Annotated in this window: 15 protein-coding genes; 6 read left to right on the forward strand and 9 right to left on the reverse strand. The window is 71.7% G+C overall.

Annotation, left to right across the window (positions count from 1 at the left end):
• Positions 1-28: 28 nt before the first annotated feature.
• Positions 29-1,324 (reverse strand): hypothetical protein, encoded by a 1,296-nt coding sequence (locus tag WME95_RS34735; RefSeq protein WP_437903647.1) that lies wholly within the window; start codon positions 1,322-1,324, stop codon positions 29-31.
• 435 nt (positions 1,325-1,759) lie between these two features.
• Between WME95_RS34735 and WME95_RS34740 the strand changes: the two genes are divergently transcribed.
• Complete coding sequence (locus tag WME95_RS34740) at positions 1,760-2,983, forward strand: hydroxymethylglutaryl-CoA synthase family protein (RefSeq protein WP_437903648.1); 1,224 nt, start codon at positions 1,760-1,762, stop codon at positions 2,981-2,983.
• A gap of 21 nt (positions 2,984-3,004) precedes the next feature.
• Here the strand turns inward: WME95_RS34740 and WME95_RS34745 are convergent, their stop codons facing one another.
• The gene (locus WME95_RS34745; RefSeq protein ID WP_437903649.1) at positions 3,005-3,439 is read right to left on the reverse strand and encodes a hypothetical protein; all 435 of its coding nucleotides are present in this window, start codon (positions 3,437-3,439) and stop codon (positions 3,005-3,007) included.
• A gap of 391 nt (positions 3,440-3,830) precedes the next feature.
• Between WME95_RS34745 and WME95_RS34750 the strand changes: the two genes are divergently transcribed.
• Positions 3,831-7,451, forward strand: coding sequence for a DNRLRE domain-containing protein (locus WME95_RS34750; RefSeq protein WP_437911056.1), 3,621 nt, complete (start codon positions 3,831-3,833; stop codon positions 7,449-7,451).
• A gap of 67 nt (positions 7,452-7,518) precedes the next feature.
• On the opposite strand, the gene preA is transcribed toward WME95_RS34750, so the two are convergent.
• The 5 genes from preA to WME95_RS34775 all read right to left on the reverse strand — a co-directional run bounded on the left by preA (position 7,519) and on the right by WME95_RS34775 (position 14,168).
• Positions 7,519-8,907 carry an NAD-dependent dihydropyrimidine dehydrogenase subunit PreA gene (preA, locus tag WME95_RS34755; protein WP_437543736.1) on the reverse strand — a complete coding sequence of 463 codons (1,389 nt, stop codon included), beginning with the start codon at positions 8,905-8,907 and terminating at the stop codon, positions 7,519-7,521.
• Positions 8,908-8,910: 3 nt separating this feature from the next.
• Positions 8,911-10,320 carry an FAD-dependent oxidoreductase gene (locus WME95_RS34760; protein WP_437903650.1) on the reverse strand — a complete coding sequence of 470 codons (1,410 nt, stop codon included), beginning with the start codon at positions 10,318-10,320 and terminating at the stop codon, positions 8,911-8,913.
• Between the two features lie 47 nt (positions 10,321-10,367).
• Positions 10,368-11,771, reverse strand: a complete 1,404-nt coding sequence (gene hydA, locus WME95_RS34765) for a dihydropyrimidinase (RefSeq protein ID WP_437903651.1) — start codon at positions 11,769-11,771, stop codon at positions 10,368-10,370.
• A gap of 76 nt (positions 11,772-11,847) precedes the next feature.
• Positions 11,848-12,720: a nitrilase-related carbon-nitrogen hydrolase gene (locus WME95_RS34770; protein ID WP_437709781.1), complete on the reverse strand. Its 873-nt coding sequence runs from the start codon at positions 12,718-12,720 to the stop codon at positions 11,848-11,850.
• Entirely contained in the window at positions 12,720-14,168 is a 1,449-nt protein-coding gene (locus tag WME95_RS34775) for a CoA-acylating methylmalonate-semialdehyde dehydrogenase (RefSeq protein ID WP_437903652.1), read from the reverse strand. The genes WME95_RS34770 and WME95_RS34775 overlap by 1 nt, the downstream gene beginning before the upstream one ends.
• Positions 14,169-14,805: 637 nt before the next feature.
• On the opposite strand from WME95_RS34775, the gene WME95_RS34780 reads away from it, so the two are divergent.
• Together WME95_RS34780 and WME95_RS34785 are read left to right on the forward strand one after the other, a co-directional pair.
• The gene (locus tag WME95_RS34780; RefSeq protein ID WP_437543745.1) at positions 14,806-15,234 is read left to right on the forward strand and encodes a hypothetical protein; all 429 of its coding nucleotides are present in this window, start codon (positions 14,806-14,808) and stop codon (positions 15,232-15,234) included.
• An 84-nt stretch (positions 15,235-15,318) separates the two neighbouring features.
• A complete protein-coding gene (locus WME95_RS34785; protein WP_437903653.1) occupies positions 15,319-17,625 on the forward strand; it encodes an Rv1355c family protein in 2,307 nt (768 codons plus the stop codon).
• 61 nt (positions 17,626-17,686) lie between these two features.
• Here WME95_RS34785 and WME95_RS34790 read toward each other — a convergent pair whose 3' ends face one another.
• On the reverse strand, positions 17,687-18,067 hold the full coding sequence (locus WME95_RS34790; RefSeq protein ID WP_437903654.1) for an STAS/SEC14 domain-containing protein: 381 nt from the start codon (positions 18,065-18,067) through the stop codon (positions 17,687-17,689).
• A gap of 76 nt (positions 18,068-18,143) precedes the next feature.
• Positions 18,144-20,285 carry a hypothetical protein gene (locus WME95_RS34795; protein ID WP_437903655.1) on the reverse strand — a complete coding sequence of 714 codons (2,142 nt, stop codon included), beginning with the start codon at positions 20,283-20,285 and terminating at the stop codon, positions 18,144-18,146.
• 422 nt (positions 20,286-20,707) lie between these two features.
• On the opposite strand from WME95_RS34795, the gene WME95_RS34800 reads away from it, so the two are divergent.
• Positions 20,708-21,502: a TerC family protein gene (locus WME95_RS34800; RefSeq protein WP_437903656.1), complete on the forward strand. Its 795-nt coding sequence runs from the start codon at positions 20,708-20,710 to the stop codon at positions 21,500-21,502.
• A gap of 170 nt (positions 21,503-21,672) precedes the next feature.
• Positions 21,673-22,140, forward strand: coding sequence for a response regulator (locus tag WME95_RS34805; RefSeq protein ID WP_231864366.1), 468 nt, complete (start codon positions 21,673-21,675; stop codon positions 22,138-22,140).
• Position 22,141 lies beyond the last annotated feature (1 nt).

The raw sequence follows: 22,141 nt of genomic DNA on the forward strand, positions 1-22,141 counted from the left end.
CACCGGCGCCGCCGCCCGGCCGACGAGCTCACTGCGCCGGTTCGGGATCGCAGCCGTAGAGGACGTCGACCGCCGCCATGGCGTCGTCCTGGACCAGCCGGCACGCGTCGGGGCAGAGCGTGATCATGTCGTTCGCGATGTAGAAGGAGCCCGGGGCGCACGCCGCCGCGCTCGCCACCTGGCCGAACGATTGCGGCTCGCTCCCGTCGCCGGGCGTGTACTGGACGACCACGGTCGAGAGGTCGATGATCTCCCCCGGCGGCGAGTCCGGCACCTCGAACTCGCACGCGACCACCGCGCCCGTGATGACGCCCTCCGCGATCGCCTGGAACACCACGTCATAAGAGTCCGTCTGGCAGAGCGGGAACCTGAGGCCGCCCGTCCGCTTGCTGAGCGTCTGGTAGCCCGTGCCCGGCGCCACGGCGGTGCCGCACGTCTCCTCGACAACGTCCGCGTCGGGCGCGTAGGCGTCCGTGGCGGTCGTGTTCTCGTGGAGCCCGACGATGCTGTGAAAGACGTAGTTGGGCGCGGTCGCGTCGCCGAAGACCGCCGGGTCCAGGCCGAACAGCAGCTCCTCGAAGTCCGTGGCGACGTCTTCCCACTCCTGCCGCGTGTCGTCGATATAGATGTTGCGGGGGAGATGCGTCGACTGGCAGCCCACGTGATCGTCGGTGATCACGGTGATCACCTTGAACGAGTCCTCGCGCACCCACTCCGACCACCCGGACGGCGCCACGCCGTGCTGGTCGGGCAGGCCGCCGTTGTAGCTCCCGAGGAGCACGCAGAGCGCGTCGTTGCTCCTGATTTCGTGGCTGTAATGGTAGAAGACGGGCGGGTTGTTCCCCGGCGCCTCCGGCACCGGGGCGCAGCTCGCGGTGCTGAGCGGGGCGCCGACGCAGATCGAATCGTCGACCTCCGCAGCGCCGTGCGCGGAGATCATGATGACGCGGTAATCGATGCCGCTCTCGCCGATGATCGAGGCGAAGCTCTCATTGATGTTGTTCTGTACGCTGATGATCTCGTTCGCCATGCTGGGCGAGTTGTCGATGACGAACACGATGTCGACCGGCCGCTTCGTGAGCGTGGCCTCGGCGACCGTGGCGACACAGGCCGTATCGGGCGTCACGGGGCCGCTGCCACCCGTGTTGGAGCCGCTGGTGCCGTTGCCGATCATCCCCCCGTCGTCGCCGCCCTCGCCGCCCCCACCCCCGCTCCCGCCCGCGCCGCCACCCTGGCCGTCGCCTCCACCGACGCTCGCTCCAGCCGTCGCGCCCGCCTCGCCCTCCGCCCCGGAGCTGCAGGAGCACCCTGCGGCGCCGGTCATCACCAGAACACCCAACCCAAGAAGCGGAACCAACATGGTAGACCGGGAGAGCTTCACATGAACCTCGACCGCTAGGGCGCATGAACGCGCTATTTCAGATTGCACAATTGCAACGAGATGTGGTGACGATTTTGACCTGACCGCGATTTTTCTCGGAGGCTGTTCCATGACATGTGTCATGGAAGCGTCTTTGTCATTCCACGTGGTGCGCACGGCGAGGCGCGGTGGATGGAGGCGCGGGCACGGTCCGGGGCCACGCGCCACGCTCCACGCCCCACGCTCCACGCCCCACGCTCCGCGCGATGCGCGAAGCGCGAAGCGCGAAGCGCGTGCGCCAGCTGGAACGCGGCGCCGCGGCGCGTCGGGCGCCTCGGCTCCTCGGACGCTCCGCGTGGGCTGGATGGTCTCTGCACAATGCGCCCCTAGGATGCAGGTATGAGCCTACGTCATGACTTTCCTCGCATCGGCATCGATGCGATCGCGCTCGCCGTCCCCCGCCGCTTCGTCGAGCTCGCCGAGCTCGCCGAGGCGCGGGGCATCGCGCCCTCCAAGTACCTGACCGGCCTAGGGACCCGCCGGATGGCGATCGCCGCGCCCGACGAGGATCCGATCACCCTCGGCGCCAACGCGGCCCGCCGGCTGTTCCAGCGGTCGGGCGCGAGCCCCGCGGACATCGGGCTCTGCGTCGTGGGCACCGAGACCGCCGTGGACCACGCGAAGCCGGCGGCCTCCTTCCTCCACGGCCTGCTCGGGCTGCCGAGCGCGTGCCGGGTCTTCGAGGCCAAGCACGCCTGCTTCGGGGGCACCGCGGGCCTCCTCAACGCGGTGGACTGGATCGCCTCGGGCTCGGCCCGCGGCCGCGCCGCGCTCGTCGTCTGCTCGGACGTGGCGCGCTACGCGCTCGGCTCCGCGGGCGAGCCCACCCAGGGCGCCGGCGCCGTGGCGCTGCTCGTGCGCGAGCGGCCGCGCCTCGTCGAGATCGAGGTCGGCCAGACCGGCACGTACGCGCGCGACGTCTACGATTTCTGGCGTCCGCTCCACCACAAGGAGGCGCTCGTCGACGGCCACTACTCGGTGCAGTGCTACCTCGACGCCCTCGCCGGGGCCTACGGCGACTGGCGCCGCGTGGCGGGCGACGGCGATCCCCTCGCGCGCACCTGCTATCACGTCCCCTACGGCAAGATGGCCCGCAAGGCCCACCGCCACCGGCTGGCGCTGGACGGCCTGACCGAGCAGGCCGCCGACGAGAGCTTCGCCGTCGAGGTGGAGCCGTCGCTCGATCTGCCGTCGCGCATCGGCAACATCTACACGGGCTCGCTCTACCTGGCGCTCGCGTCCCTGCTCACCACGGAGGCCCGCGCGCTCGAGGGGCAGCGCGTCGGGCTGTTCAGCTACGGCTCGGGCTGCTGCGCCGAGTTCTTCGCGGGCAGGATCGGGCCGGAGGCCGGGGCGCTCGTGGCCGCCCTCGAGATCGACGCCCCGCTCGCCGGGTGCCGTCGCGCCTCCGTCGCGGAGTACGAGGCGCTGCGCCAAGGCGACGAGGCCGCCGACCGCCGGCCGGCGCCCGAGGGCGCCGAGCGCGGGGGCGCGAGCCTCGACGGTCGGGTGGTGTACCTGGGGCTCGACTCGAGCGAGCGGCGCGTCTACGCGAACGAGTGAGCGCCGGAGCGGGCGGCTCGCTCAGCCGGAGCCGGACGGGGGGGACGTGAGCTCCGAGAGCTTCACGGTGAAGAGCTCCGCCCCGCCGGCCGCGGCGACGACGACCCGCAGCGTGCCGGAGGGGGCCGGTCGCTTCAGGCGCGCGGCGACCGCGCGCGTGACCGGCGCGAGCGGCGCGATGCTCTCGGCCATCGCCGAGCGCGCCATCACGCCGACCAGCATCGGCGCGCGCTCGCCCGCGGCCAGGGCGGCGCGGAGCATGCGCTCGGGTTCGAGCGCCGGGTCGCGCTGCTGCAGGCCGATCGCGATGAGGTAGCCCGTCGGTTCTCGCAAGGAGAGGAGATAACCCGTCAGCGGCGCGGGGGCGCTGCCGCGGGCCGGAAGGCTCTGCAGCAGGCGCGCGAGCTCCGGGCGGTGTTCGGCGAGCAGCTCGGCCCGCTCATCGTGATCGGACATGCCCGTCCGCCCCTGCTTCGCGTGGGCGTTCGGCGTGAGACCGCGATTCCGCGGGGTGATCGTCGCTGCGTCTTTCGGGACCATGTTCCTCCAGCGAGGGCTCCTGCCCTCCGTGTTGTTTGTTCCGGTCACCGCGCCGCGCGTGTCACGAAATCGGACGCGGCCGCGCGTCGCTCGCAAACGCCGGCCGCGCGGCGACGGCTGCGCCCCTCGTCCATCGCGAGGGCGCGGCCCCCGTCCGCGGCGAGGGCGCGGACCTTGCGATGAGGCGCCGCAAGCTCGCTGTCCTCCGGCGCGGAGCGCTCCGGCGCCCGGTGCGCCTGCGCGGAGGAACGCCAGCCAGAGGGAGATCCAGCCTATGCGAGGTCGAATGGGGAGGATTGGACAGGTGATGGCCGCAGCCGCCATGGTGGGGGGCTGCGCCTCCACCGAGGCGCCGCGAGACCCCGCGCCGCCGGTGGACGGCGCGGCGGCGGCGCCCGCGGCGCCCGACGCGGTGCTGCGCCCCGCGCGCCTGCGGGCGGCGTACATCGCGGCCGTGCAGGCGTCGGCGCCCGAGAGCTACCGGGTGATCGAGGCGTCCCCGGGCGGGAACGAGGCCAGCCTGCGCGCTCCGAACCCGGCGCACCGGCTCGCGGCCGATTTCAGCGCGTCGGGCGTGCGGATCGCGCCGGAGGAGGGCGAGGCGCGGTGGAGCTTCTCGATGGCCGCCGCCCGGTACGGATGCGCGGGCGATCTGCGCGAGGTCGCGCCCGCGTCCCCGACCGCCACGAAGAACCGCGTGGAGCTCCGCCGGCAGGGCGCGTCGCCGGGCGAGGGGCTCGTGGAGTGGTACGTGAACGGGCCGCTCGGGCTGGAGCAGGGCTTCACGGTGCCCGGGGCCCCGCCCTGCCTCGCCCCCGGGGACCAGGACCTCGTCATCGAGCTCGCCCTGGGCGGCGATCTCCGCGCCACGCCGCTCGCCGGCGGCGAGGGGGTCGCGCTGCGCGAGGCGTCCGGCGCGGTGGCGATGCGGTACACGGATCTCCACGCCACCGACGCCGCGGGGCGGACGCTGCCCGCGTGGATGGAGCTCGGCGCCGACGAGCGCACGCTGTCGCTGCGCGTGGACACCGCCGGGGCCGCGTACCCGGTGACGGTGGATCCGCTCGCCGCCTCGGAGCGGACGGCGCTCATCGCGGTCGACGGCTCGACCCCGATCCACCTGAACGGCGACGCGATCGCCATGTCGGGCGACACCGCGATCGTCGGGGCGCCCGGGAGCGCGGCGTACGTGTTCGTGAAGAGCGGCGGCGCCTGGACGCAGCAGGCCAGGCTCGTCCCGGGCGACGGGGCCGCGGGCGACGGCTTCGGCGCCTCGGTCGCGATCTCGGCGGACACGGCCGTGGTCGGGGCGCCCTGGGGCGCCGGGGGCGCGGGCGCCGCCTACGTGTTCGTGCGGAGCGGGGGCGTGTGGTCCGAGCAGGCCAAGCTCGTCGCGAGCGGCGGGTCGTCGAACCCGGCGGGCGGGGCGGTGGCGGTCGACGGGGACCGGGCCGTCCTCTCCGCCGAGACGTCGGCCTACGTGTTCTCCCGCAGCGGCGGCGCCTGGAGCGAGGAGGTCGAGCTCGTCGCCCCGGCCGGCGCCAACGCCTGGAGCGCGCCGCCCGTCGCGATCGAGGGCGGCACGGTGGTCGTGGGCTCACCGGGGGACAGGTGGTGGCAGGAGGACGACGGCGTGGGCGCCGCGTACGTGTTCGAGGCGAGCGACTGGGGCGACGCGCACAGGCTCGCGGCGCACCCGCCGGAGACGTACGATCGCTTCGGCAGCTCGGTCGCGATCTCGGGCGGGCGCATCGTCGTGGGCGCGCCGGGCACCGACAGCCCGCCGATGCCGTGGTACCGCCTCGGGCGGGGAATGGCCTACGCGTTCGACCGCGGGGCGAGCGGCTGGATCCGGGAGGCCAGGTTGATCACGGGCGACGGCAGGACCGGGGACGGCCTGGGAGGCGCCGTCGCGGTCTCCGGCAGCGCCGCGGTCGTCGGCGCGCTCTTGGCCGATCGCCTCGATCAACCGGACGTGGGCGCTGCGTACGTGTTCGTGCCGACGGGCGGCGAGTGGGTCGAGGGCCCGCAGGCCAAGCTCGCCGGCAGCGGACCGACCGGCGGCGCGTTCGGCAAGACCGTCGCGATGTCGGGGAGCTCGGTCATCGTGGGCTCTCCCGCGTACGCGTTCGAGCTCGCGCAGGACGGCGACGCCGACGGCGTGATCGACCCCGACGACAACTGCCCAGACGCCGCGAACCCGTCGCAGGTGGACAGCGACGCCGACGGGCATGGCGACGCGTGCGACCCGCGGTGCGTGACCTTCCGGCGCGGCCTTGGCGGCGACGTGGCCGACGCGACGCTCTGGCAGGTATCGCCCGCGTGGAACGACGGCGCCAGCACCACGCTCTCGACGGGCACCGGCACGGGCGGCGTCCGGCGGAGCCTCCTCCGGTTCAACCTCGCCGGCGTCCCGTCGAGCGCGGAGATCGCCTCGGCGACGCTGTCGCTGTACCAGACGTACAAGATCGAGAGCAGCACCGTGCGCGTCCACCGGGCCACCGCCGCGTGGACGGAGTCGGGCGTCACGTGGGGCAACTTCGGCAGCGGCGGCCATTTCGATCCTGCGATCGCGGCCTCCTTCGTCACCGGCGGTCCTTCCGGCACCACCGGCTTCCGGAACGTCGACGTGACAGCGCTCGCGCAGGCCTGGGTGAGCGGTGAGCTCGCCAACCACGGCGTGCTGATCGAGGAGGACGCGGTGACCCGGAGCTCGCTGCGGAGCAGCGAGAGCGCGAGCACCACGGAGCGGCCGGCGCTCACGGTCTGCTACCACGACACCTGCGAGGACGGGATCCAGAACGGCGCCGAGACCGGCGTGGACTGCGGGGGCCCGAGCTGCGCGCCGTGCGCCCCCGGCAGCGTCCTCTGGAGCAGGCGCTTCATCAACGGCTGGTACGAGTCGATGCGCGCGCGCGCCGTCTCGGTCGACGGCGCGGACAACGTGATCTTCGGCGGCTACGCCTATGGCCCGATCGACTTCGCCGACAGCGGCGCGCCGGCCCCCATGGAGCTGTGGAATACCGCGTTCCTCGCGAAGCTCGACCCCGCGGGGTACGGGAGCTGGAACACGCGCCCGCTCCAGGGCAACACCGTCCTGAGCGTCGCCGCCTCGGGGGCCGGCGAGCTGCTCGTGGGCTCGGACTCCGGCCTGCAGCGGTACAGCGCATGGGGCGAGCTCCTCGCGGAGGTCGAGGGCCTCACCCAGGTCGAGGTCGCCCAGGCCGGCTCGAACGCCGCGCTCGCCAGCGTCCTCTGGGACACGGTCGATCTCGGCGCCGGCCCCCTCGGCGGCGCGCCGGGCAGCGAGCTCCTCGTCGCGAAGCTCGGCGCGGCGGGCGCGCCGATCTGGACCAGGACCTTCGCGGCGGACCCGTACGACAGCGACCCGACGAGCGTCGCCCTCGACGGCGCGGGCAATGTCATCGTCCTCGGCAGCTTCTCCGGCTCCCTCGACCTCGGCGGCGGACCGCTGGCGAGCTCGCCCGCGGCTCAGGGCACGTACCTGGCGAAGTTCGACGCGGCCGGGAATCACGTCTTCAGCCAGGTCGTCTCCGGGGCGCCGGGCGACGGCGAGGTCGCCGCGACCTGGTCCGGGGACCTGGTCGTCGCCCTGGGAACGACAGTGACCAGGTTCACCGGCTCGGGCGCTCCGCTGTGGAGCGTCGATACGAGCGGCCTCGGCACGCTCTCCAGCTACTGGAACATCGGCTCTGTCGCCGTGGACAGCGCCGGCAATGTGTTCGTCAACCCCCGCGGCGCGATCGCGAAGCTCTCGCCGTCGGGCGCCGTGCTGTGGTCGGTCGACCCGATGGGCAGCGCGGACCGCGGCCAGATCTTCGACCTGGCCGTGGACAGCGCCGGCAACGTGATCGGCGTGGGCACGTACGACCACGAGGACGCGATCGTCGTGAAGCTCGCCCCGTAGCCCGGCCAGCGCCCCGGCGCGCTCGCGGTCGTCACGGGCACCTGGCCGCGTGGCCAGGTGCCCGGGATCACGAGCTCCGCGCGCGCGCCGTCGACTCCAGCCCGCCGGGCACGAAGTCCGTCCCCTTCTGGACACGGTCGTTCCACGTCTCGGGGGGCTTGCCTGAAGGCGCCTCCCTCATCGTGATGCACCCCGGCACCGGGCACACGAGCGCGCACAGATTGCAGCCGATGCACTCCTCCTCGTCGACGAACGGGACCCGCGACGGCGCCGCGTCCCCGCTCGGATCCGCCGTCACCGCGCGATCCGGGAGGACCTTCGGGAGGTGGGTGTGGCCCGCCGCGCGCGCCTCCGCCTCCGTCCTCCCCGGCAGGTGGATGCACTGGTGCGCCCCGTCCATGCAGGCCACGTAACAGAGCTGGCACCCGATGCACTTGTCGGCGCTGATGTCCGCGACCACGCGGTACGAGAGGTCGAGCTCGCCCCACTCCTGGACCTGCGGGATCGCCCTGCCGCGCAGCTCGTTCACCGAGCGCATCCCGTGATCGTCGAGCCAGTCGCTGAGCCCCTCGATCATCTCCTCGACGATGCGGTAGCCGTAATGCATCACCGCGGTGCAGACCTGGACGCTCGTCGCGCCGAGCGCGATGAACTCGGCGGCGTCGCGGGAGTTCGAGATGCCGCCGATGCCGGAGATGGGCAGCCGCCCGACGCCGGGGTGGCGCGCCAGCTGGCTCAGCATGTGGAGCGCGATCGGCTTGACCGCGGGCCCGCAATACCCGCCGTTCGTCGACGCGCCGCCGACCCGCGGGAGCGGGACCATCCGCTCCAGATCGACGCCCATGAGCGACTTCACCGTGTTGATCAGCGAGACGCCGTGCGCCCCGGAGCGGAGCACGGCCTCGCCCGGCTCCAGGATGTCGCCGACGTTGGGCGTGAGCTTCACGATGACCGGCGTCGTCGCGAACTCGACGGCCCAGCGCGCGATCTCCTGGAGGACCGCCGGCTCGTTGCCGACGGCCGAGCCCATGCCGCGCTCGCACATCCCGTGCGGACAGCCGAAGTTGAGCTCCAGCCCGTCCGCGCCCGTGTCCTCGGCCTTGCGGATGATCTCGCGCCACTCGTCCTTCGTCTCGACCATCAGCGATGCGATGAGCGCGTGGCCCGGGTAACGCCGCTTGATCTCGCGCATCTCCTTGAGGTTCACGTCGAGCGGGCGATCGGTGATGAGCTCGACGTTGTTGAGCCCCATGAGCCGCGTGTTGCCGTAGTCGATGCCGCCGAACCGGCTCGACACGTTGACGATCGGGTTCCCGAGCGTCTTCCAGACGGCGCCGCCCCAGCCGGCGTCGAAGGCGCGCCGGACCTGATCTCCGGTGTTGGTCGGCGGCGCCGAGGCGAGCCAGAACGGGTTCGGGCTCTTGATCCCGGCGAAGTCGATAGAGAGGTCGGCCATCGCTCAGCTCCCTTGCGGTGAGGGCCCGGGCGCCGCGCCGCCCGCCCGCGTCGTCATCGCTTCGTGCATCGCGCGCGCGGCGATCTTCGCCTCGGCGACCGCGTTGACGACCTCCTTGCCGCCGTTCACGCAGTCGCCGCCGCTGTACACCTTCGGGTTGCCCGTGCGGTGCGTCGCCGGGTCGACCACCACGCGCCCCCTCGGGTCGAGCACCACCCCCTCGAACGCGAGCGCCACCTGCGTCGCCCGGCTCTGCCCGATCGCGACCGCGACGAGGTCGGCGGGCAGGACCTCCTCTTCGGCCGGCCCCGGCGCGGGGCCCCGCGCGCGGGTGTCGGCGGGCGCGTCGGCGGGCGCGATCCGCAGCGCGACGACCTTGCCGCCCTCGCGCACCACCTCGACCGGCACCCGGTTCTCGACGAGGCGCGCGCCGGCGACCCGCGCGCCCTCGAGCTCGTGCGCGTAGCCCGACATCTCGGCCTCGGAGCGGCGGTACACGACGGCCACGTCCACCCCGAGCAGCGAAAGCTCGTGGGCGACGTCGAGCGCCGTGTTGCCGCCGCCGATGACGACCGCGCGCCGCACGCCCGCGAGGTCGAGGCTCGGGTCGGCCTTGAGCCGCTCGATGAACGCTGTCGCGCCCACCACGCCGTCGCCGTCCTCCCCGCGGAGGCCGAGGCGCGCGTCGGCGCCCAGGCCGAGCCCCAGGAAGACCGCGTCGTACTCCGCGAGCAGGTCGCGCGCGGAGACCTCCCCCGGCCCGGCCGCCTGCGCCACGACCGAGACGCCGGCGCGGAGCTCGACGTCCCCGAGCGACAGGACCCACTCGAGCTCGTGGAGCGCCTCGTGCCCCTTCATCTTGTAGGGCGCGATCCCGAGCGTGTTCAGGCCGCCGGGGATCGCCTTGCGCTCGAAGATCACGGCGCGGTGCCCCTCGAGGGCGAGGTAGCCCGCCGCCGCGATCGACGCGGGCCCCGCGCCCACGAGCGCGACGCTCTTGCCGGTGGGCGGCTTCGCCCGGAAGATCCGCGGATCGCGCGCGAGGGCCGACTCGACAGCGTAGCGCTGGAGGCGGCCGATCGCGATCGGCTCGCGACCCCACCCGTTGTAGACGCAGTCGCCCGCGCAGAGCACCTCGACGGGGCAGGCCTGCCCGCACGACTGGCCGAGCAGGTTGGCCGTCAGGATGGTGCGGGCCGCGCCCTTCACCTGGCCGGCCGCGATCTTCCGGATGAAGGTCGGGATATCGATCGCCGTCGGGCACGCCTTGACGCAGGGCGCGTCGACGCAATAGAGGCACCGGTTCGCCTCGGCGATCGCCTCGGCGTCGGTGTAACGCGGGCTCTTGTCCTCGAATCGCTCTTCGATCCGGCCGGACGGGAGGGCTGAGAGGCGTATCGGGGCTCGGGTCATGCTGGCGCTCGCGCGGCTCCTCTCGAATGGTGGGTGGTGCGTGGTGACTAGAAGGCCTGGGCTCCCTGGGTCGGGCCGAGCCGGCGGGGTAGATAGCGCCCTGCGCCGCGCTGCACGTCGAGCTTGCCGTCCGTGCACTGGACCCGGCCGTTCACGATGACGTGCGTCGGCTTCCCCTTCACCTCGAAGCCCTCGAAGATGCTCCGGTCGCACCGGTGATGGTGGGTCTTCGCCGAGATCGTGCTCGTCCCCTTCGGGTCGAAGACCACGAGATCCGCGTCGCCGCCCGGCACGATCGAGCCTTTGCGCGGGTACAGCCCGAAGATCTTGGCCGGCTGCGTCGAGAAGAGATCGACGAAGCGGTGGACGTCGATCCGCCCCGCGAGCACCCCGTAGGTCCAGAGCAGGGCGAGGCGGTTCTCGATGCCGGCGGCGCCGTTCGGGATCCGCGAGAAATCGTCCTTGCCCATGTCCTTCTGGCCGACCTGGTTGAAGGGACAGTGGTCGGTCGCCACGGTCTGGATGAGCCCCGACGAGAGCGCGGCCCACAGCGCGTCCTGGTGGCCCTTCGGCCGGATCGGCGGGCTCATCACGTAGGCCGCCCCCTCGAAGCCGGGCTTCTCGTACACCGAGTCGTCGAGCAGGAGGTACTGCGGGCACGTCTCGGCCATGACCACCTGGCCCCGGCTCCGCGCCTCGGTGACCGCGGCGAGCGCCTCCTTGCAGGTGAGGTGGACGATGTAGATCGGCTCGCCGATCATCCGGGCGAGCATGATCGCGCGCCCCGTCGCCTCGCCCTCGATCGGCGCGGGGCGGCTCTGCGCGTGGTACCGCGGGTGGGTCTTGCCCTCCTTCAGGAGCTTCTTCTGGAGCGCGACGACCGCGTCGCCGTGCTCGGCGTGCACGGTCACGAGCGCGCCGAGGCCCTTGGCGGCCTCCATCACCTGGATGAGCTCCGGATCGTCGACGCCGATGGCCCCGCGGTAGGCCATGAAGGTCTTGAACGACGGGATGCCGTGCTCGCGCGTGCAGACGGCCATCTCCTTGAGGGTATCGTCGCCGAACCAGGTGACGGCCATGTGAAAGGCGTAATCGGAGACCGCCTTCTTCGCCTTCTCGTTCCACATCGCGAGCCCGTCGAGCAGCGCCTGCCCCCGCGCCGGGATCACGAAATCGATGATCGAGGTCGTGCCCCCGGCGACGCCCGCCGCCGTGCCGGTCTCGAAATCATCGGAGCTCTCCGTCCCCATGAACGGCAGCTCCATGTGCACGTGCGCGTCGACCCCGCCGGGGAAGATGAGCTGCCCCGAGGCGTCGATCACCGTGTCCCCCGCGCGCTCCTTCGACAGCCCCGCGCCGACCGCGGCGATCTTCCCGTCCTCGCAGTAGACGTCGCCGACGAACCGGTCGCTCGCTGTGATGATCTCGCCGTTCTTGATCAGGATGCCCATGTTGCTCCTCCGCGGGTGAGCGCCGGGCGGCGGGTCCCCTCCGGGGGCGGCGCCGCCCTCCCGCCGCCCCGGGCCCTCAGGGCAGCTGTTCCGTGAGCTCGCCGTACGTCTCGGGCCGGCGATCGCGGTAGAACTGCCACGTCCTCCGCACCTCCTCGATCAGGTCGAGGTTCATCTCGGCGACGACGAGCTCGTCCTTGTCCTCGCTCCCCGTCGCGAGGAAGCTGCCCCGCGGGTCGCAGAAGTAGCTCGTCCCGTAGAACTTGCCGATGTTCCACGGCGCCTCGGTGCCGACGCGGTTCGAGGCGGCGATGAAGTAGCCGTTGGCCACGGCGTGCGCGGGCTGCTCGAGCTTCCAGAGGTACTGGGAGAGCCCGGCGACCGTCGCCGAGGGGTTCCACACGATCTCGGCGCCGTTCAGGCCGAGCAGCCGCGCCCCCTCCGGGAAGTGGCGATCATAGCAGATGTAGACGCCGATCCGCGCATACCGCGTCTGGAACGTGGGATAGCCGAGGTTCCCCGGCTTGAAGAAGAACTTCTCCCAGAACCCGTTCGTGTGCGGGATGTGCGTCTTCCGGTACTTGCCGAGGTACGTGCCGTCGGCGTCGACCACGGCGGCCGTGTTGTAATAGACGCCCGCCATCTCCCGCTCGTAGATCGGGATGATCATCACCATCTTGTACTTCTTGGCGTACGCCGCGAGCCGCTCGACCGTCGGGCCGGGGACGGGCTCGGCGACATCGCACCATTTCGCGTCCTGCGAAGGACAGAAGTAAGGTGTGTTGAAGACCTCCTGCAAACAGAGGATCTGCACACCCCTCTTCCCCGCCTCGTCGATGAACGACAGGTGCTTCTCGAACATCGCGTCCCGGATGGCCATGACGGAGGCGCCGTCGTCGGCGATCGGGGTGGAGCACTGGATGAGCCCGCCAAGTACATTTCGTGCCATCAGAACCACCTCGTGATGACGATCTTGCGCTCCGTGTAGAAGTCGATGGCCGTCGGGCCGTGCGCCTTCAGATCGCCGAAGAAGCTGCCCTTCTGGCCGCCGAAGGGGAAGAAGGCCATGGGCGCCGCGACGCCGATGTTCACGCCGACCATCCCGGCCCCGACGCGGTGCTGGAACTCGCGCGCCGCGCGGCCGCTCGACGTGTAGATCGACGCCGCATTGCCGTACTCGCTCCGGTTCGCGATCGCGATCGCCTCGTCGAGGTCGTTCGCGCGCATCAGGCACGCGACCGGCCCGAAGATCTCCTCGGTCGCGATCACCATCCCTGGCCGCACGTCGTCGAAGACCGTGGGCCCCACCCAGTTGCCGTCCGGATACCCCTCGACCCTGGCGTCCCGGCCGTCGAGGAGGAGCGTCGCCCCCTCGGCCACACCCTGGTTGATGTACGAGAGCACCCGGTCCCTGTGCGCCGCCGAGATCACCGGGCCCATGGTCACGCCCGGCTTCGATCCGTCGCCCAGCACGATCCCCTTCGCGTGGCGCACGAGCCCGTCGCGCACGGCCTCGTAGGTGTCGCCGACGCACACGACGACGCTGCCGGCCAGGCATCGCTGGCCGGAGCAGCCGTAGATGGACTCGGCCACGTTGGCGACCGTCATCTGCCGCTCGGCGTCCGGCATCACGACGAGGAAGTTCTTCGCCCCGCCGAGCGCCTGGACCCGCTTGCCCGCCTCCGCGGCGCTCTTGTACACGTGGCGCGCGATCGCCGACGAGCCGACGAACGACACGCCCGCGATGTCCCTGTGCGCGCAGAAGGCGTTCACGACGTCACGGCCGCCATGGACCAGGTTCACCACCCCGGGCGGCAGCCCGGCCTGCTCGATCAGCTCGAAGATGCGCTGCTGCGAGAGCGGGACCTGCTCCGACGGCTTGAGCACGAACGTGTTCCCCGTCGCGATGGCGTACGGCAAGAACCAGAGCGGCACCATCGGGGGGAAATTGAACGGCGTGATCGCGGCGAAGACGCCGAGCGGCTGGCGGATCGTGTGGCAGTCGATCCGGGACGCGACGTCCTCGAGGGCCTGCCCCATCAGGAGGGCCGGGATGCCGGCCGCGTGCTCGACGTTCTCGATGCCACGACCGAAATCGTTCCGGGCCTCGGCCAGCGTCTTGCCGTGCTCGGAGGTGCAGATCGCCGCGATCTCGTCGCGATGGGCGTCGAAGATCTCGCGCAGCTTGAAGAGGTAGCGCGCCCGCTGCACCGGCGGCGTCGCGCTCCAGCCGGGGAACGCCGCCTGCGCGGCCTTCACCGCCGCGTCGACGTCGGCCGCCGTCGAGAGGGGCACCTCCGCAAGAGATTCCCCGGTCGCCGGGTTCTTCACCTCGAGGCGCGTCGCCCCCGAGGCTCGAGACCAGGCGCCGCCGACGAAGTTTTCCAGCACACGCATCGTGAAAAACCTTTCCCCCCGGCGAGGTCGTCACTCGGCAGCCCCGACCAACAGGCCGGGCGCCGCCCCTGGCTGCTGGGCACCACAGCCCACCGATCGAGCGCTACATGCGGTGGGGGCCATCCGTCAAGCCTCGGTGCGACGCGGCACGCGCCGCACCCGCCTACGGAAGATCCCCAGCGCACATCCCGTAGTATAGACCACAGAGCAGCTGGCGGCCCACCGTGCAACTGCCCAGCAGCACGTCATGAAATACTTTGGAAATAACTCGGGTATGCCCTGGCTGGGCCGCGCGAACGACGCGAACGACACGAGCGACGCGAACGAGAGGACCCTGCCGCTCGAGCGACTCCATCCGCCGCGATGCCCCACGTCGAGCCGGCCCGGCGCGACTCCCTCGCCGCCGCGCGCGCCGCATGGGAGTCGCGCCGAAGCGCGGCGCGGCCCGTCCACCGGAGCACCGCATCGAAAGTCGCTCGCGGTCGTTGCTCCGTCGATCGAACCGTCCTAGGTGCACCCCATGGACCTCGCGGATCCTTGCCCGGTGGCCAGGCGCACGACTATCCCAGGGGATGGCTGTGCGCGCTGGCGGCTCGGCGGTGCGCAGACGTAAGATCGGTGCGCGCTCGGTGAGACGATGACGAAACCCAGCATGCTGTTCGACACGACGGAGCACGTGCTCATCGCCGTCCACGGCAGGGAACCGCCGACCGACGAGGAATGGGAAGGGTATATGCAGGCGGCGGGCAGTCTCCCGCCCACCTGCACGAAGACTCTCGTGGTGACCGCCGGGGGGGGACCCAACGCGAAGCAGCGGGCATCCATCAACGACTACGTCAGCAAGACCGCGCTCACCGTGGCGATCTGCACGGACGCGCTCCTCGTCCGGCAGATCGGGACTGCGCTCAGCTGGTTCAACCCGCGGGTCAAGGCGTTCCGGGGCAGCGACGTCGTGGCCGCGCTGCGCTATCTGGAGATCACCGGGCCTGAGGCCGCCGAGGTGCAACACAAGGTCACGAAGATGAGACTCGAGATCGAGGGCCGGCCGTCCCGCGCGCCGCGCTGACCCGGGGGCCGCCGGGGAGATCGTGGCGACGCCTGGGGCGCGGGGGTGGTAGGAGGGTGGCAGGAGGGGGATCGGACCACCGCGATGAACACGACCCGCTGGCAGCAGCTCATCTCCTCGCGAGCGGCGCGAGAGGCCCCGAACGGCGCGTGGCGTCCCCGCTTCTTCCGCCCGGCGCGCGAGGACGACGCGGAGGAGCTCGGCCGCCTGCTCCACGACGACGCCCGGATCGAGATCTTCGACACGATCGGCCGGCAGCTCGCCGATCTCGTGAAGACCCGCCACCCCCGGGAGCGCCTCGGTGAGCGGGACGTCGCGCGGCTCGTGGGAGAGCACCTGAACGGCGCCCCCATCGAGGCCTATGGAGTCTGGGTCCACTATCCGTGGTCGCACCGCCTCGTGCACCTGCTCGATGAGGCCGAGTTCGTCGAGCTGCGGACCGACCGGAACAAGCACAAGATCAGCGGCGAGGAGCAGGCGGCGCTCGCCCGCCGGCGCATCGGCGTCGTCGGCCTCTCGGTGGGGCAGTCCGTGGCGATGACCATCGCGCTCGAGCGGGGCGCCGGCGAGCTGCGCCTCGCGGACTTCGACCACCTCGATCTCTCGAACCTGAACCGGATCCGGACCGGCGCGCACAACCTCGACCTGCCGAAGGTCGTCGCCACGGCGCGCGAGATCGCCGAGCTCGATCCGTTCCTCCACGTGACGTGCTTCCCCGAGGGGGTCACGGCGGACAATATCGAGCGCTTCCTGCTCGACGGGGGCAAGCTCGATGTCCTCGTGGACGAGTGCGACAGCCTCGATATCAAGCTCCTGCTCCGCACGACCGCGCGCGCCCACCGCATACCGGTCGTGATGGAGACGAGCGACCGGGGGCTCATCGACGTCGAGCGCTTCGATCGGGAGGGCGATCGGCCGATCCTCCACGGGCTCGTCGGCGATCTCACGCCCGAGCGCGTCCGCGGCCTGTCGACCGAGGACAAGGTGCCTTATGTCATGCAGATCATCGGGCAAGACGCGATCTCGCTCCGGCTCCGCGCGTCGCTCGTCGAGGTGCAGCAGTCGGTGAGCACATGGCCTCAGCTCGGGTCGGCGGTCGTCCACGGCGGGGCGGCGGCCGCGGACACGGCGCGCCGGATCGCCCTCGGGGAGCCGGTGCGGTCAGGCCGGTATTATGTCGACCTCGAGGAGCTCATCAGCGGCCCCGAGGGGGAGCCCGCCGCCGCGGACGCGCCGCGCGCGCCGGGCCCTGCCCTCGCCGCGGCGGCGGGCCCGCTCCCGGCCGCCGAGGCCGGCGCCGTCGCGCTCGACCCGGCGCGGCTGCGGCGGCTCGTCGCGGCGGGCGTCGCGGCGCCCTCGGGCGGCAACTGCCAGCCCTGGCTCTGGGTCCACGAGGGCCGTCGCCTCGGGCTGTTCCACGACCGGGCGCGCTCCGAGTCGCTCGCCGACTTCCAGGGCGCGGGCGGCGTGGTCGCGCTCGGCGCGGCCGCCGAGAACGTCGTCCTCGCCGCGCACCGCGAGGGGCTCGGCGTGCGCGTCTCGCCGTTCCCGCGCGAGGGCGACGAGGACCTGGCCGCCACGTTCGCGTTCTTCGGCGCGCCGACCCCCGGCGCCGAGGACCACGCCATGGATGGCCTCGCGGACGCCATCGGGCTCCGGCACACGAACCGGCGCCCTGGCCAGCGGGCGCCGCTCGCGGAGGAGCACCGCGCCGCCCTCCGCGCCGCTGTCGAGTCCATCCCCGGGGCGCGCCTCGGGCTGCTCGAGGCGCCGGCGGAGCTCGACGAGATCGGCGCCCTCATCGGCGCCGGCGATCGGCTCCGGATGCTCGCCAGGCAGACCCACGCCGACATGATGCGGGAGGTCCGCTGGACCGAGGCGGAGGCCGAGGCGCGCCGGGACGGGCTGTTCGTCGGCACGCTCGAGCTCTCGCCGACCGATCTCGCGGGGTTCAAGATCTGCCGGGATTACCGCGCCCTGGAGCTCGTGCGACGCTGGGGCGGCGGCCGGGGGCTCGAGAGGATGGCGCAGAAGGCGATCCGCTGCGCGGCGGCCGTCGGGCTGATCACCCTGCCGCGCGCCCGGCTCACCGACTATTTCCAGGGCGGCCGGGCGGTCGAGCGCGCGTGGCTCACCGCGACGCAGCTGGGCATCGCGGTCTACCCGATGACGACGTTGCCCTACCTGTTCGCGCGGCTGATCCGGGGCCGCGGCGAGGGGCTCGACGCGGAGACCGCGGAGGCCGCGGCCGGGCTCCGGGAGCGCTATCTCCGGCTGTTCGACGTCACCGACGCGACGGCGGAGGTCCTGCTCTTCCGCCTGTCGCTCGCGGGCCCCGTCTCGGCGCGCTCCCTCCGCCGCCCCGTCGACGAGGTGCTCGTCGTGCGCTGACCCGGCGCCGCGGGCGGGCAGCCTGCACGGCGCGCCGCGGCGGCCCGCGCAGCGCCGGCCCTCACGGCGTCGGGCGATCGCCGAAGAGCCAGCTGCGCGCGGCTGCCTCGTCCTTGAAGACCCGCACGAGCTGCGCGGTCCCCGCCTCACGGGCGATCCGGCTCGCCTGAAGCGCCGCGAGATCGCTTTGCACGAGCTCGGCGGCCCTGATCACCCCCATCGCGGTCGAGGTCGCCGCGATGTCCCGGAGGAGCTCCGTCGCCTCCTCGGAGGCGATGGAAAAGCCACGGAAGTCCACGAGGACGCGGATCCTCCGGCCATAGAGCGAGCCGAGGGCCTTCTTGTACTCCGCGGCGTACGCCTGCGCCTCCTCCGTGCGCACGACGCCTTGCAACGTGACCTCGATGAGCGCGTTGATGAGGTCGATCTTGAGCTGGTACATGCCGCCTCACCTGGAGAACCGAGAGCGAGACTGAGACCGAGAGACCATAGCGTCGCGCCGCCGCTGATCCAGGCCGTTATCGCGGCTTCGGCTCGGTGAGCCGGTAGACATGCTCCACGAACTCCGGGACGAGCTCCCTGGCGACGATCCACAGCCGTCCTTCGCCGAGGTCGTGCACGCCGGCAGGACCGTCGAACGTCAGCTTGCCGCGCTCACCGAAGTAGATGAACGACTTCCTGTCGTGGCTGCGGAACCAGCCGCACGCCGCGTCGAGCAGCGGGCCGAGCGCGGCGTCTCCGCCGGGGCGCATCGGGAAGATGCGGATCGAGTCGAGGAGGCGGAAGAGGTTCGTTCCGAGCTCGCCGAGCTCGAGGACCGCGACCGCCAGCGGCTCGCCGTGCTGGCGCGCCACGAGGAGCACGCGCTCCCGCTCCAGGCCCGCGCTGCGCCAGCGCTCGACGCAGGGCCCCATCCCGAGCCTGCCGGGCACGAGATCGAGCGCCTCCGCGTACATGCGCGGCGACGTCGCGCACAGGAGGCCGAGCAGCGCCGCCTGCTCCCCGGGGGTCGGCTCGCCGATCTCGATCGGCCCGCCGGCTTCGCGCGGCGCGCGCGGCGCGGCGCGCGCGTCCACCCCCATCAGGCGGAACGGCAGCGACAGGACGTGGCCCGTCTCGTGGCGCGCGCGGGCGAACTCGAACAGCGATCGCTCGTTCCACGCGACGTGCGCCTCCGCGTAGGCGATGATCCAGCGGCACTCCGGGTCGGCCATCGCGTGCTCGAAGCAGCGAGTGAACATGTCGCGGAGCACCTGCCGGGAGCTCAGGTTCGACGCGGACTTTGGCCGCTTCGCGAGCTGATGAATCATCCACGTGCTGTGGTATGGCTTCATGATCGAGAAATTGCCCTCGATCCCGTGCTCGGACAGACACGCCACGTTGTACAGGAGGTGCGGCACCGCCGCGGCCTTCTGCGCCATGGTCAGGAAGCTCGGCTTGATGGCCTCGAAGTGCTCCGGCCGCCGCCCGGAGAGGTTGAAATAGCCGGACGAGTCGAAGAGATCCCAGAGCTCCGCCTGCCACGCGGTCCCCCCGTAGGTCGTCGCGTGCAGGATGCGGGACACGAGCCTGAGCCAGCGCCGCTCGTCCTCGCGCCGCGCGGCGGTCACGTGCACGCTGCAGAGCTGGGTGTCCGCGCCGTCCACGACCGACACCGACCGCACCTCGCCCCGCAGGTGGACGACGCCGTCGTCGCCGTCGGGGAGCTCCAGCGAGAGCTTGTGCCTGGGGAGCAGCGGCGGGTGTCCCCTCGTCAGCGCCATCCGCAGGCCCGAGAAGGACACGTCGACCACCTCGGCCTCGATCGGCGGGATGTGAAGCCACTCGGGGTGCAGGAAGCGCGCGGTGAGATCGGCCTCGACGCCCCGCTGCAGCAGGCTCTTGCGGAGGCGCTCCACGCGCGCCGGCAGCGCGGAGACGAGCTCGCCCGGGCGCACCTCGTCCGCGCGGACGTTGAAGCGAAAGACGGAGTTCTGCCCGGCGATCTCGACCGCGGCGTCCTCGCTCCAGCCCTTGATGCCGAACCACGTGACCGTCCCGGCCCCCACCTCGCTGAGCATCACGCAGAGGGGCGGCGCGCTCTCGGCGGCGCGGCGGACGACACCCTTCCTCCGCAGCAGGAAGCCGAGGATGTTGCGCACCCTCCTGGGGTCGTCGATGACTTCGCGCACGTGCCCCGCGTCCGTGGCCGATGGCCTGAACAGGCTCGCCGCGGCCGCCTTGGCCGTGCCCGCGTCGACGAGGGCGCGCAGCACGTCGCGGATCTGCCCCGCCGCGCGGGAGGGGGTTCCGTCCTCGAACGACAGCCCGATGAGCGGCCCCCGCAGGCCCATCGACTGGAGCACCAGCACGGCGGAGAGCGGACCGATCTCGACGTCGCCGGCGTACAGGCGCACCCGGACGACGCTGCCGAAAGGGAACGAGGTCCGATAGTCGGGCTCGATCCAGGCGCCCATCGAGCCGAGCAGGACGATCGGGTAGCTCAGGTCGCGCCCCTCGATGCGCAGCCAGGCAGCGCCGCCGTCCAGCCAGCACGCCTCCGGCACCCGGACCGCCGGATCTCCCCCGAGGAGCGCCCGATCCAGAGGCCCCCCGTCAGCGCTGCCGCCGGCGGCCCAGCGCGCGTCCTGCCCGAAGCCGATCTTCGGAACCACGGTCACGCGGTCGCCCCCTCTGTCGCGAGGCCACGCGTTCCACGTGAGGAACAGGCAACGAGGCTGCTCCGCCAGCATGGCGAGGAATCACGGCGCTGTTCGGCGAGCTCGACAACACCCCGCAGGAGCTCACCTGGAAGCCGGGAAGGAGGCAGATCCACTTGCGCGTACTTCCAGATCCTCTGTACCGGATGTCAACATCCCGCGTCAAGCGCCGCCGTGCCGTGCGCGCCGACGTGTCGCCTCCGTCGACGCCATCAACACCGTCAACACCGTTGACGTACTTTGCGTTCACGCATCCGTCGTAATCGCCGTCGCCCCGCGCCCTGAACACGGGAGCAAGATCGCCCAGGATCCACCGCAGAGCGGGGCGATGGTCCGGACGTGGCGGGCGGTCACGGCTGTCCATGCTACAAAGCGCCACCCCGATGCCTGACATGAGCCCCTTCCTGCACGCCGACGGCTGGATCACGCTGGCGACCCTCAGCGCGCTGGAGATCGTGCTTGGAATCGACAACATCGTCTTCCTCTCCATCATGACGGCGAAGCTGCCGCTGGAGCAGCAGCCCATCGCCCGCCGCATCGGACTCGTGCTCGCCCTCGGGATGCGGCTGCTCCTCCTGCTCGCGATCTCATGGGTGATGGGACTCAAGGCTACCCTGTTCAGCCTGCTCGGACACGACTTCAGCGGGCGTGATCTGATCCTGCTGGCTGGCGGTGTGTTCTTGATTGGCAAGGCGACCCACGAGATGTTCGATAAACTCGAGGTCGACGATCCCAAGGAAGATCAGCCGAAGGCGAAGGCGTCCTTCCCCTCCGTCATCGCGCAGATCGTGCTGCTCGACATCGTCTTTTCGCTCGACTCGGTCATCACCGCCGTCGGCATGGCGCAGCACATCTCGATCATGATGGTGGCCATGTTCATCGCGGTGGGCGTGATGCTCGTCTTCGCCGGGAGCATCGGCGCGTTCATCCAGCGCCACCCGAGCATGAAGATCCTCGCGCTGAGCTTCCTGCTCCTCATCGGCGTGGTGCTCATGGCCGACGGCATGGGCCAGCACATCAGCAAGGGGTATATCTACTTCGCGATGGCCTTCTCGCTCGGCGTCGAGCTCATCAACATGCGCCTCCGGGTGCGCCAGCGGCCCGTCCAGCTGCACACGAGGATGGGGAGCTCTCCGGACCTCTCGCCGGCGCACGAGCAGGCTCCGCCACGGAGCTGAGCCCCACGCCGGGATCTCCGCGGAAGAGCCGGAGAGGCGGCGGAGGCCGGGGCGCTCGGAGCGAGCACCGGGAGAGCCTGTAAACAATTCGCACAGAGGTGGTCTACGAGGGTCGACGGCGAGAGCGGCCGGTCCCAGAAGTGACACCGGGGTTCTCCACCGAGGTGAGCGTGAGCGACGAGCGAGACGACCAAGGAGACTCAGAGCGAGGAAGGCAGCGGCGCATCGTGGTCGTCGACGACGACGACGCGATCGTCGAGACGCTGGCGGAGGTGCTGCTGGCGGAAGGGTATGAGGTCGAGGGGTACACCGACCCCCTCGAAGCCCTGGAGCGGCTGCGCTCCCAGGCGCCGCCCGACGCCATCGTCATCGACTGCGTGATGCCGTTCCTGGACGGGCCGCGCCTCATCGAGACGCTCGCGGCCGAGGGGAGAGCGGCGCCGGTCGTGCTCGTGACCGCGCTCAGCGATCCCGGCTTCTGCATCGATCCGAACCACCCGGACGCGACGCGGATCATCAACAAGCCGTTCGACCTGGAGCAGCTGCTGGAGACGCTCGACGACCTCACGAGCGCGCCCCCGGTGAGCGAGCCAGAGGCGCGGCGGCGCACGCGGACCGCGTCGACCCAGCGGACGTAGC

This window comes from Sorangium sp. So ce327 (genome assembly GCF_051530205.1).
In the GTDB taxonomy this organism is placed as follows: domain Bacteria; phylum Myxococcota_A; class Polyangia; order Polyangiales; family Polyangiaceae; genus Sorangium; species Sorangium cellulosum_B.